Annotated in this window: 1 protein-coding gene; it reads left to right on the top strand. The window is 40.5% G+C overall.

The features are described 5' to 3' along the window. Positions 1–11 precede the first annotated feature (11 nt). On the top strand, positions 12–15,074 hold the full coding sequence (locus T359_RS0101110; protein WP_026515870.1) for a YDG domain-containing protein: 15,063 nt from the start codon (positions 12–14) through the stop codon (positions 15,072–15,074). Positions 15,075–15,123: the final 49 nt, after the last annotated feature.

Raw genomic sequence — 15,123 nt, forward strand, 5'->3', positions numbered from 1 at the left:
GAGAGAAAAGAATGAGTGGAAAAATTAAAAGCAGCTTAACCAAACACCTTTTAAGAAAACTCTTATGTGCGACATTGATAGCAGCGCAGATCATTCTGCTGTGTCCGCAGTCCTTTATTGAATCAAGGGCAGCATCAGCCAAAGAACCGGACTATACAGTTTACAGAGATGCTGATGGCAATAAGCTTTTCTTCAATAAGCGGTATGATGTGGAATTTCATTATCCATCTTTTGTTGAAATGGGAGATCCAAATAAGAAAAAGGATGGAAAAGATCTGTCCGATGTCATGCATTATACTGATGATTATTTTAAGGAATCTGCTATCAACAGAAATGTAACTGAAGGTTCTGTTGACTGGACACAGCTTGATAATCTGCCTCTGGCATCAGCATCACTGTGTCTTGCCATGTCTGCTTTTGCATCTAATATTGACAATTACAACGCTTCTCTTAAAAGGCCGGATTACTCTAATAAGTTTAGAAACGGAGAAGACCTTTTAAAGAAAATTGGGTTTACAAATCTTTATCATAATGATTGGTTTACCGTTAAGCCTGAGAAGGATTCAATCGGTGTTATCATCGGTGAAAAGGAGATAAGTTTTGGTGGTAATGACAACTATGTTCTCAGAGCTGTAGCTGTCCGCGGAGCCGGATATGAAAGTGAATGGGCAAGTAACCTTACCATAGGTCTTTCCTCCGAAGGACATGTGGGATTTAATGATGCTGCAAAAAAGGCATTTGCGGAAGTAAAAAAATATCATAATTCTCATCCTGTAGAAGAAGGAGTGAAAGTAAAATACTGGGTAGTTGGATATAGCCGTGCCGGTGCAACAGCTAACCTTCTGTCAGGTTTAATCACGGATAATGCTGCTGAATTAGGTACAAGTAAGAGAAATGTTTACGGCTATACCTTTGAGGCTCCACAGGGAGCTCAGCGTCAGGGCAACGAGAGCACACTTCAGCTAAAATACAGAAACATACACAATATTATCAACCAGCTGGATCTTGTGCCAAAGGTATCTCCATGGCAGTTTGGCCATCAGAGACTTGGTATAGATTACATTTTGCCATATTACAAAAACACATCTTCTGACGAATATAAGAACTATAAAGCAAATATGCTGGCTAGTCTCAGTAAAGATTCGGGATGCGAGGAGCTTGTAAAAAAATATCCTGATGAAGGCCCCATCGATATTTATACATTTAATCTGAATGTATTGGCAGACAGGGTTGAAAAACGAGATGGCAGCAAAAGAATGGGAGACCTTGGCGGTACCGTATATATGGATACCTTCATAGATAAGCTCCTGGATAAAGTGACTCATTCACCAGCCTGGGGCACACAAGTAGCAACCTGGTTTGTCACTCCTACCATTGATGACGTCAAAGCATATTATGTAAAAGATTATCAGGAGGATCTTAGATCATTGGTAACCTGGGTCATGTCTGGTAAAGCCGGATCACGAGGATGGTTTATAACCGGTATTGCCGGCTTATTGGGCCTTGGCGGATTCGCTACAGGTTTCGCATTGAATCCTGTTGTTGCAGCAACTATCGCAGCAGAAATTTCATCTGTCTGCGCCCAGCCCAAATGGCTCCAAGCCATACTTTATCCTGGAAGACTTGCACTTTATGGCACAATCACATCTGCCCTTGCACCATTTTTGTCCGTATATGTAAGTCCTCCGATAATGGTATCCGCTGTTCATTTGATTCCTGTTTTTGTGGAGCTTTTCCTTAATGACAGAAGTCAACAATACCAAAATTTTACAGGAACAGCAGCACATTATATGTGGGATCTGTTCACAACTCACATACCTGAAGTAACCCTGGCATGGATGAAGTCACTTGATGATTCCTATGCTGATTTTAGAACAAGACCTGACGTAACAAAACTAAGTATAGATGCAAGAGATGTTCAGGAAATAACATTTTATAAAAAAGACTCTGAGATTCCGTTTGCAGTTTTTGCCAACAATAACATAATGACCAACGATGCAGGTATAAAGTGCTATGGCGATTCCACCGGAAAGCTTGATATTTGCTATACATACAAGGATGTAAAAGTAAAGTACACAACTAAGCATGAAGAATATAAAAAAATAACATTTGATGCCCAAACAAAAACAAAATCACTCCCGGAAGAATACAAAGCACCGTATTTATGCAAGGGTGATGTAATTGAAATGACCCAAACCGATAATGGTGATTTCAAGCTTAAAAAAGTATTACAACATGTTATCGAGGTTGAAGGCGTAGCCGACACAGAATCTCGTAATAATTACAATCAATTTTTGAATGATATAACTGCATTCCACTATGATGATAATGTAAAGACTGAGCTTCAGCTCACATTGGCCGGTAACGATGAATATAAATTTAAGGTAACCGGCAAAGCTGATTTCAACTTACCGCTTATTAACAGTTCAAGTAATGCAATAGGCGGAAAGCCGTATTATGCTTCTTCTTACAGTTATAAGCGTGCAGGAACCAATAAAGAAATAGATGGTGGTAAACTTGCAACTGCCGGATTTTTCAGTATAGATCAGACAGGCAAAAACTATAAAGAAGCAGTAAGTACTGTTTATACTCTGAAATTCACTGAGGCAAAGAATGTAAAGCAGAACATTACAGTTCTTAACGGTGCAAAGCTCTTTTATGCCAAGGCAGACGATAAGCATAAGGCAGGACAGGAAGTAGAGTATGTCAGTACAACAAGAGATTTCGGTGGAGATTATCTTTCTAAGAGCAGGACAACCTATGAGGTAGAAGTCGGCACAGAAGTAATTGCACTTCCTAATGCTCGTTGGATTTCTGACGAGTGCATGTTTAATTGCTGGAAATGGGGAACCGGACAGGGTAGCTTCTTCGAAGCTACAGGTACAAGTTCCAATGATTATGTACTTAATTTTAAAGTGCCTTATTCAAGAGGCGGCGGCTTTACTTTGTCTACAATGGTAGGAGAAAAGGCTATCGGATATGTAAAGGAAGTAAGGCTTGAAAACTCTGCCATTAAAGGTACGGAGAATATTGCAACTCATGATCTTTGGAATGCCGGAATCATGAGACAGTCTGATGGCAGTTATTATTTAGGCGGAACATTGAATGATCAGGTTATTAATTTTGGTAAGGAAACCCCTAAATATATAACTCTGATAAACAATTGGAAGAAGGCAGAGGGCGACGCCGGTAAATATCAGTATACCGGATGGGACAGCACCTATTCTGATAATCTCAATTTCAATGTTGTAAAGAAGCAAGATCATACATCAGATACAAAAGGTGAAATAGATAAAGCTTCCCAGGAATTCCATTTCAGTTTAGGAAGTGATGGAAAATATGTTAAAGTCGCACCTTCAATGACCGAAATCACCAATACGCTGGTACTCTTTAACGGTGAAGCAACCATTAACGGTAAGACATATTCATTTAAAAACAATGGTGAAGTACCTGTAGGTATTGGCAAACAGGCAACAGTTAAGGCTACAAAGATTTCAGCTGCAGACCTTATAAATAAAGACATCGAAGGAATGTCACAGGCTGAAATTGATGCAGAACTTAAGAAAAATAATATTGATATTAACGGCTATCAATTTGATAGATGGACCGTAACTGATGATAATGGCAATGACGTGACCAATCTGTGGATGGCTGAAGCCGACAGAACAAAAGCAGAAGGTGTTAAGCTCACAGGTCCTGCCTTTGCAGATAATGAGAAACCAAAGACATATTATCTTATGGCTGACTACGCCAATAAGTCCCAGACTATCTCTACTGATCATGGTCTTATAGCAGTGCGTGATTCTCAGGGCGAAGAAGTTTTCTATGGCTCCGATGAAGAAGTTAAGCTAAACTACGGCGATTCAGTCACATTAAATGCAGGTACACGTTCATTCAAGGCTACGCTTAACACAGACGGCATGAATGATGATGAAATATTTGTTGCAAGACATGATCTTACAGATTCGGCATGGTCCTTTGAGTACGATTCTGATAGATATTTCAGCGATTGGCTGGTGAAAAAAGAAAGTGACAGGTTTGCAGCGGATATTCCATCAGAAAATCTCGGAACCATCGATAAGAAACAGGCTGTACAGACCTTTACTATGCCGAATTATGATGGAAAGATGTACTTTGTTCAGCAGTCAACAACCACTGTTCCTAAGCTGTACAATCTTACTCTTTCAACTGAATTCGAAGATGATATTGTATATTTCAGAGCTCAGGGAAGCCAGCCTCTATATGATACAGCGGCGGTTCCTCAGGCAAGCAATATTCAGCTTTATGCTCCGGAAAAACTTGGAGATATGATTTTCTCAAGCTGGAATGCATATACCGTAGACGAGTATGGTGATACAAGACCTGTATACCTCGTAAACTTCAATACTTCTGATCCAAATGCATCATTTACAATGCCTAATGAGGATCTTACAATTACACCTGTTTACTTATATGAAGACGAATATGTCAATGTCGTTGTAGTAAACGGAAAATTGACAAACGATAGTATGCAGTGCCACCCGGGCGAAACAATCGGTGTAGCAGCTAATAAAGAGAATGGAAATGAGAGCTTCCTTGGCTGGGAAAGCTCTGATGACGGTGTTCTTTTCAATACTCCTAACAGCACCAATTCAATTGTAATTTTACCTAAGGACTGTTCAGGTAAGACAATTACGATTACTGCAACATACGCACAGGCTAGTTATGTTGTAAAATCAATCAATTCCTTACCTATTCAGTTTGCTGCACCTAATACTGCTGCAGAGGACATTAAAAAAGCTCTCAATAATGTGTCTACTGTAGATGTTAAACTTGTTTCCATCAATGATCCTGACGCTATCTCTATTGGTACTGTTCCGATTGACTGGAATCTTGACCTGATCAATCGTTATGGAAATGCTCAGGAAATGGCCGGTGATAAGACTGACTTTACAATTACCGGTAGGATCATTCCTCAAATGGGATTGGTTGAAAATGAATCAAAAGTTTTCAAGATGGATGAAAACATCTCGAAGACTGTAGTATTAAGATTCGTACTTACAGGTATGGGCAAAGATTGCAAAGTTCAGGTGAGCCGTGAGGAAGGAGTTTATAAAGAGCCTATATCTGTTGTATTATCTGTTCCTGACGGATATGAAGGTTTGTATACTGTTGATGGTTCTCAAATAGATAGGAACGATACAGAACACACCTTTAGATTTAACGGAACCGCAACAGTTAACTTCAAAGGTAAGGCAGGAATCAAGACAACCTATACCTTAAGAACAGATACTTATAAATTTGAGAATGATGTAAACTATTATGGCTTCAATATTACATACTGTTTCGTAATTGACAGAACAGCAGAACAAAATTATGCCAGAAACTTCACTCTCAAAGATGAAAACGGTAAGGTTCTGAAGACTAAAAAGACCACTCCGGGAACATATATTACCTTTAATTCTGAGGATATAGAGGATGTAAAGGATACAGCTATATATGCTCCTTGGAAATGGGTATATACCTGGACTGATGAAAATGGTGAAAAACAGTCAAATACCATACTAGGTAAGGGCTTTGGCTTTAGAATGCCAAATTCAGATGTTGAGGCAACACTTTATAAGAAGAAAAAAGTTCTTGGTGCTATCCTTGATCTGGATATTACAAACTATGAGAATAATGCAACCAAGGCCGGTGAGATCACTTATGTACTGACAGATTATAACGGTAAGACTGTGCTCACTCAGCCTAAGAAAGCAGAGTTCAAATGGTTTAACACCGGCTGTATCGATATAAATATGGATCTCAATGAGGGCGTAGTCCTTCTTGATCCTAATTCCGAATATGAGCCTATATTCCCTGCAAGAAGAGAATTCTTATCTGCAACGGATGTTCAGATGTACTGGAAGCAGGGCAATCAGGTTGTGCCTATTCCTAAGGACAGAATCTACTATGGCGGAACAAATTACAGAGGTTCTGTATATTTCAGCCTGATATATAATCCTAAGGAACAGCTCAAGGCAGTTCCTGTATTTAGCGGCGAGAAGATCGTTAAGAACGGAACATCACTTGATGATATTCTTCCAAAGACAATTGATGTGGCTCTTGTAAGCGGCAAAAAGATGACAATTAATACTCCTGCAGCGGATTGGAGTCTCAAGACCACTTCAATGGATGAAAATTATACTTATGATCCTGACAACAATCTTTCACAGAAATTTGTTGCTGTGATCAATCTTAAGTCCAAGATTGAAGCTGGCTCAGTAGGTGGAACCCAGGTTAATATACCTGATAATATTTCCACAGAATACAAGATGAGCATCTTTGTAGAAGAAAAGCCGGTTGCAGCTGCAGTTTACTCCTTGCTGCCACAAAGCAAAGCAGACGATGTAATACAGGTTGTTTATAACAATCCTATAAATGTAAAACTTGCTACACCTACAAAGAATGTCAATATCTATTACACTGTTACAGAGGATGGCTCGGAGCCTAAGGATCCGACTAATACTGATAATCTGTATGATGCAGATACCGGCCTTAATCTTTCGGGCGAACCCGGAGCAACAAAGCTCTATAACATCAAAGCAAGAGCAAAGGGTGATGGTTACGCTGACAGCGTAGTTACAAGCTTTATATATAAAGTTACCCTGGCTTTGAATAATCCTGAGGAACATGAGGTATTCTATAAGGCCTATGGCACTGATGACGTTTACGAAAGTGTAACTACTGCATATGCAGGTGAGTATGTTGTCATTAACGGAAGCACAATCGCAAATGCAGGTAAAGACTGGTCTTCATGGAATAGTATAAAAGATTCCACAGGCAAGGCCATAGAGTGTATTGATGGCCTTGACAGCAGTAAGCGGGTTATTCGATTCCTTATGCCTAATGATGATGTATATTTAGATGCAACATTTACAGATGGCATAAGTGAGGATACAGATGATACCAAGATCGAAATATTCATGAATGAACCTGAGCCTGACACAGCGGCTGATTCAGACCTTAGTATCAAACTTAATATAAGTAAATGGAAAAATAATGAGGGCTGGATTGTTAATGATAGTTATACTCAGACCGGCAGTATTACATGGAATATCGGTGATTCCAAGGTTAAATTTGGATGTCTCAGATATTATCTCGACCTGCCTCTTAGCAGCAACATACAAGCAGCTCTGGAAGGCATTGTAAGTAAGCAGACTAACGGAAGTCCCGAGAATCTGATTATTTACCTCAACAATGACAACGGAAACCGCAGCTATGTAACAGTGAAAGATGGAGTATACCATCTCATCATTAACATTGACCCGATCCTTAACAGCATAAACGGATTTGAACCTATTGCACCGGTTACATTAAAGCATGGAACTTATCAGGAAGTAATGGATCAGCTTAATGAAGATGAGTCTATCTTCGCTGTGGCAAAGAGCGCTGAGGGAACAAAGGCCATAGTTGATGTACCTGTAGTTTATTGGGCTGTTGAAGGTAAGGAATATGATCCTTCAAATCTTGAACAGCAGGAGATCATCCTTGTTCCTGATATCAATGCCAATGAGTCCAACTTCGATAAGGGCTATACTCTTAAGGGAGTTGATCTTACCAAGCTGCCTAAGAAGACTGTAACCGTTTCTGCCGCTCCTAAATCAGAAGCAGTTACTGCAACACTGGAATATGAGAAGAATATTCCGTATATAAGACTGAATGCCGCAGAAGGTGCGAAGATCTATTATACTATCACCATCGACGGAAAAGAGCCGGCTAACCCTGAAATTAAGGATATTAATCTTTATAACGGCAGCGGAATTCGTATTTCAGAGAGTAGCGAAAATGTAAGAGTAAAAGCAATAGCTGTTGAAGACCTTAAGTTCCAGAGCGATGTTGCTGAACACAAATTCAGCAATGTTATCGCCTGGTATGAGATGTCTGTAAATGCTTATAATCCTTACTTTGAAGAGGCTGTTAAATTCTCAGTTTATAACAGTGAGGAAGATGAACTCTTATCCGGTTACACTGAAGCTGTTGCCAGCAATGATAATGTAACTGTATGGGCACCGGAGCCTGAAGAAGGCGGCTATGAATTTGAAAAATGGGAAGTAAAAGGACTTACCTTAAGTGCAGATGCTCTTAAATCAGCTGAGCTTAAGTTTAAGATGCCTGCAACGGATATTGAGCTTACCGCTCTTTATAAGCCGGCTGTAGAAGACATCGTCCTTACTCTTATGGAGATAGAGCCAACCAAAGTTCTTCCTGATTACATCAAGAACATGACATTTACAATGGCGGGAACAACCTGGGAGCTTGATTCTTCCAATATTAGTCTTGAATGGACACCTGATGATGATAAAGCTGAGTTTGCAACAGGATATTCTGTAGAAGCCAAACTTGATTGGGATACTGATGCAGATGATAATAAGTACTTTAACATCAGAGAAGTGCAGATTAATGAAGACGGCAGCATAACTCCTCTCGGTGCATGGGATAGCTATGAAGAGTTCAATGTTCCTGCCGGAATCAACGCCAGAGTTAAAATCTATGACGAAGATGAAAGAACCTATGGCATTCTTGATGACTATGGCTGGGGCAACATTGAAAGGACCCAGGATGGCGGCGTCAAGATAACCTATGGCTATAAGCTCACCAAAGAAAAGGATCCCGGTTATGTTCCCACAGAGCAAGAGATCCTGAATGATTATATCAATTATGACAATGAAACCTTCGCTGATGATGGAGGTATTTATGAGCTTTACATTCCTGCAAAGGATGAGGTGATTCCTACAGATGCTGCAGCTTTGGCAAAGGCACAGGAAAAGTGGATACCATTAGAATCAACTAACCGTTCATTGTATGAGCTTCCGGGAAGATCCTTCTATGTACGTTCATGTGAAACAACTACAACTAAGGCCGGAAGTTGGGTAAAGATAACCCTTAGTTCAAGACCTGAAGCTATTTCGGCAAGTGACTTTGAGCTTGATTACGAAAACGAATCTGTTTCACTTAAAGAATTGACAACAGGCATACAGCAATGGCAGTATGCTTTGGAAAGTGCGGACTTTAACCCGACTAATGACACTCCTGATTTCTATTCAGACAGTATCGTTGACAGTGATGAGGATCTTTACCTTGATGAAGCAGATTATGATGATGAAGCATCAAAGCTTGTTCTCAGAAAAGCTGCCAATTATGAAAATCATGTATTTGCAAGTAATATCACTGAGGAATCAATAATCGCTATTCCTGCAAGACCTGAGAAGCCTGTTATTCTGTCAATTACAGATGATTCTTCAACTCGAATGGGCACATTAAAGGGTCAGCTTAAGGATGTTACTAAGGAAAGCCGCATTAGAATCCAGTATCAGGAAAAGGATTCTACCGATTGGACCGAGACCTTTATCACCGAAGATACAGATGCTACCGGTAACTTTGTAATCTCAGGAATTCATGTAAGTCCTGTTCGCTTCAGAATATGCTATAACGCAAATAATGAGGAAAGCGTTCTTTCATCCAAGTGGTCAGATGCTACCGAATTTATCACAGTTGCCAATACTTCTTCTCTGATTGAAAAAGAGATTACAGTAAAAGATAAGGCAAGTGGCAATGAGCTTGTATCACCGGTAAATAAGACCTATGGCGATGATGACTTCATAATTACCTGCAGCGTTGATGAAGAAACCGGCGCTAACAGCAAGTTCAGTTATAGCAGCAGCGCTCCTTCAATAGTAAAGATCACATCTACAGATACTGAGGGAGAAGCAAAGGTTAACATTCTTTCAGCAGGTGTTGCCAAGATTACTGTTAACTATGAGTCAGATGGCAACTTCGGTAAAAAGGAACTGACCATTAATGTAGTTAAGAAGCCTGTTACCATCACAGGCCTCTCAGCTTCCAATAAAGCCTATGATGGAACAGTTGCAGCAGAGGCAACAGGAACAGCTGTTGTATCCGGAATCTTAGAGGCTGACCGCGGCAAAGTATCTGTTAAGGAAGGTTATGCTGTATTTGCTGATGCAGCTGCTGGTATCAATAAGACAGTTTCCTTCCGTGAATATGGACTTACAGGTGAAAGAGCAGTCAACTATTCATTGTCATCACAGCCTGCAGATGTACTTGCCAATATCACCAAGGGAACTCTGGCCGAAGCAATCGAAATATCTTCAGTACAGAGCTACGACGCAAAATCCATTTCAGTATCTATTCCTGAAGAGTTCTATGAAGATATGGGAACTACCACCTATACCGCAGGAACAGCTTCTGTAACAAATGGATACGGCGGAAAAGGAACTGCTGTTGTCACTGACTTTAAGGTTGACAGTGAAGGAACAGTAACGGCTAATATAAGCGCTACATTGGATGCTGTAGACGAGATAATCGTATTACCGGTTACAATAACTTCAGCTTATTATGAAGATATTTCCTGCACTATCAGCATCAGACTTGTTAACAAGTTCCCGGCAAATATCGCATTTACAGATAAGGCTGAGACTGTTACAAGTTATACAAAGACATACGGTGATACAGGCTTTACTGTAACACCTGTAGTCACAACCGAGACAGATTATGCTGTTAATAACGGTAAATATACATTTACCAGTAGTAATGCATCTGTCGCAAGAATAGATAAAGAGACCGGGGCTGTTACAATTATGAAGCCCGGAACCACAAACATAAAAGTACAATATGAGGATGCTAATCTCATCGGAACAGGCACTATTGTACTTACCATCAATCCTAAGACCGTTTATGTATACGGAACCGCAGTTGAGGATAAAATCTATGACGGAACCACTGCAGCAGAAATCAAGTCTGCAGGTAATGTCAAAGGCCTTGTAGGTTCTGATAATGTGACGGTTAAGGCAACAGGAACAGTTACATTCAAGGATAAGAATGTAGGTGAAGAAAAGGATATTGATATTTCAGGCCTTACATTTGCACTTGAAGGTTCCGATAGCTATAAGTATGTTCTTGGAACATATGCAGAAGGTGAGACTCCTGAAGCAGCCAAGGGTAAGATTACATCTAAGCCTGTAACTGTTACTATTACTGCGAAAGACAGACCTTATGAAACCAATAAGAAGGATGTAGAACTTGATGCAGATAAAGCTGTAATTACCGGTGTTCTTGAAGCTGATGCCGGAAAGGTTACATTGGATGTATCAAAAGCAGTCGCACTGATTGAGGATCCAAAGGTTGGCGAAGGTAAGAATGTAACAGTAAGAGGAATTGCACTTACAGGTGAAGAGGCAGCAAATTACGCAGTTGCTCAGCCTGAAAACCTGAAAGTAAATATTTTAAAGGGTATAGCACCTACACTTAGTGATGTGACATCACGTCAGGCATTTACAACAAATCTCATCACAACAAGTGTTGCAGGCCTTATGCCCAATGATGCAGAAAATATCACATATAAAAAGGGTACTGCATCAGTTGTTGATAATGATAATAAGCCTGTGGACGCAGATAATATAATTGCTTCCTATGAAGTAAGCGACAGCGGCCAGGTAACAGTAACGCTTATTTCCGGCATTGACGGACTTAAGGTGATCGTTCCTGTTATTATCGGAACTGACAATTATAATGATGCAACTGTAAATGCAGTAATAACCCTGCTTGATAAGACTGATGCCGGCGTTACAGCATCCCTCAGCACAGGTGATGCCGATGTGGTTTATGGTATGTCCGGAATCAAGCTGAATTCACAGGCTGCAACTACCGGAAATAACGGTAAGTGGACATATGCCAGCAGTAATACAGATACAGCACTTATAGACCAGAGCGGAAATATTACTATCGTCAATGCAGGTATTTCCGTAATCAGCGCTATTTATGAATCAGATACAAGTTACGGTGAGGCATACATTGAATTCAGCGCAGCACCCAAGCCTATAACACTTGTACAGGCTGTAAATTCCAAGGTATATGACGGAACTGCCAATGCAACTCTTAACGGCAAGCCTACCATTGAAAGAGCATATACTGACACTGAGAGTGATATCTATCTGGTAGAAGGAACAGCAAGCTTTGAGGATAAGAATGCAGGCTCACAGAAGACTGTAACCTTCAGCGGATATTCACTGGCAGGAACCAAAGCAGCCAACTATGTCCTTACAGATCAGCCTGCAGCACAGAAAGCTGATATCGCCAGAAAGGATGTAACCGCTGAATTTACAATTGAGTCTCGAGATTTCCAGAAGGATAATCTTGCTGTAACAATCAAGAATGCAGTACTTAACGGCACACTTGCCGGTGATCAGGTAAGTATAGATACAACAAATGCCAAGGCTCTTATGAAAGATGCCAATGCAGGAGAAAAGGCTGTATCTATTGAAGGTGCTGTATTAACAGGTGATGATAAGAAGAACTATCGACTGGTAGAGCCTCTTACATCAACTGTAACCATCAATAAGCTCCGTTATTCCGGTGATACCTACTATGAGTTTGACAGAACCTTCCTGGGCGGAGCTAAGGGCTATGACACAATTGACCTGGCAGCATACATACCAGGAGATTATGGCAGCTTAACATTCAATATCAATGGATTCAGTCCTTCCAGTGATATGTTTGTCAAGGCGCCTGTAATTGAAGATGGTACAAAGCTCAAATATACAGTAGCAGAATCAGGAAGCAGCAAAACTGAAACTGTAAGAGTTGTAGCTGCACTTATGAACTATACCGATTTTGTCTTCACGGTACATATTACAAGAGCAGATCTCGGCCTGTTTATTAAGACTGATGAAGGTGCTGTAGAGACATCCAACTGGCAGCTTTATGTTGGAGAAGATATAGATATCATTCCTGTATTCTCAACAAATGATATTAACCAAAATGTTGTTCTTACCAGCTCAAATCCTAATGTTGCTACAGTAAATCAAAACGGTAACATTAAAGCTAATACCGTAGGAACGACAACTATCACAGCAATCAGTGAATATGCTGACAGTGCAGGCAAGAATTATACCGCAAAGATGACCATCACAGTAACGGAAGCAACCACCAAGCTTTCATTCGAGGAGTCTTCCTATGATGTAGGCGTAGGAGAGGAAATCCTGATTGTTCCCGATATCCTTCCTTACGATGCTATGCAGAAGGTTGAATGGTTCATCAGCAATGAAGCAATTGCAAAGATGTCAGTGGAAGAAGACACAAGCAGTGCAGTCATAACAGGACTTCAGAAGGGTACAGCCAAAGTTACAATAAAGGCCGTTGACGGTTCTGACAAGACAGCTAGCTGCACGATACATGTAGGTAATCCTGTAGGAGATTTCACAGTTGAAGCAAAAGGCAAGGCTAAAGCCGTTGCAGTAGACAAGTCCCTTAAGATGCTCATTAAGTGGACAGAAACAACACCTCAGAACAAGGATATAATCTGGGAAGTTGAAGATGAATACGGAGACGATGGTTCATACATTGCCAAGATTTCAGATGATGGAACTCTGACAGGTGTAACTGAGGGAAGAGTAACTGTTATAGCTACCAGTGAAGGCAATTCTTCCAAGATGGCATTTGCTGACATAGATGTATATGTACCTGTCAAATCTGCTTCACTTAATATCACAAGTGGAAGTATAGCTCAGGATAAGGCTAATACATTGCAGCTTAGTGCTACAGTTACGTCTGCTGCAGAAGGACTGGAAGTAACAGGCACAGAAATAGACACTGATCCTGATATCATCTGGGCTATAGACAGCAGTTCAAAATATGCATCATTCCTTGCTGTAGATGAGAACGGTCTGGTATCACTTACAGAGGAAGGCAGGAAGGATGCTGCAACAGGAAAGACTGTTCCTGTAAAGGCTACAATAAAAGCATTCGCAGGATACGAGAAGACTCTTGTATGCAAAGTTAAGATTGTAAAGAGCCAGACTCTCAGTGCAGTAACACTTTCAGAGAAATCACTGACCCTTAGTGTAAACTCTGCAAAGTCTGTTAATATCAGTCTTAATCCTACAAACTTTGCTGATGCTGTAACATATGCAGCTACTTCAAGTAAAACAAATATTGCAACCGCATCTATCACAGACGGTGTTCTGACAGTTGAAGGAAAAGCAAAGGGATCTGCTGTAATAACAGTAACTGCAACAAGCGGAAGCGTTACCAGGAAAACAACCCTGAAAGTATCCGTAAAAGCGCCTGTAAGCAAGATCTCATTTAAGAATAAGAACTTTGCAAAGACAGAGGACGGATCCTATGCAGCATTGCTCAAGTTAGGAAAGAAGATTAAGGTAAGTACAGCGGTAGAGCCTAATGGAGCTATATCCGCAAATGGTCTCACCTGGGTATCCACCAATCCTTCAGTTGCTTCAGTTAACAGCAATGGACAGGTAACAGGAATCATGGATGGCTATGCAGTTATATATGCAATTGCTCCTGACGGTTCCACAAGCTGTGCACTTAATATTACAGTCTATGAACCTGTACAATCGGTTAAGATTGATAAGAGCAAGCTTACATTGGCATCCAACAGTGACAACAGAATAGGAAAGGTATATATCAGCGGAATGGGACCTGATTATGCTACATTCAAGACCATAGAATTTAAGGTTCCCAAGAACAAGGACAATATTAAGATCATGGCAGTTGATGCAAATGATATTGTACTTACCAATGACTTCATGTCTGAAGACGAAGATTACACAGATGCTATAGTATCTAACGGTCAGGCGTTAGCAATTTATGCTGATAAGCCCGGTGTTGTTACTATTAAGGGTACTACCATAGACGGCACCAAGAAGACAGTTAAGTGTAAGGTTACTGTTTTAGGTGAGATCACCAATATGACGGTTGCCGAAAAGAAGACAAAGAACGGTCTTAACGGTATTGAGAATAATGAAACTGTAATGAAGGCAGGTTCAAGTCAGACCATCAAGCCTGTATACGAGATCAATGGGGTAGCACCTTCCAACAAGAAGGTCTATGCAGCATATAAGAAGTATACTAAGCTTGGATGTGCTTACAGAAGTTCAAATACATCTGTAGCTACCGTAAGTAAGACCGGCAAGATTACCGTAAACAAAACCGCCAAGTCCGGAGATACCGCAAACATCTATATCACAAGTCATGACGGCAAGTTCACAACAGTAATCACTGTAAAAGTCAAATAAAAAGTAACATAAGAAAAGGCTGAGCTCCAAATTAAGGGGCTCAGCCTTT

The sequence above is a fragment of the Butyrivibrio sp. MC2021 genome, assembly GCF_000621605.1.
Taxonomy (GTDB): Bacteria; Bacillota; Clostridia; order Lachnospirales; family Lachnospiraceae; genus Butyrivibrio.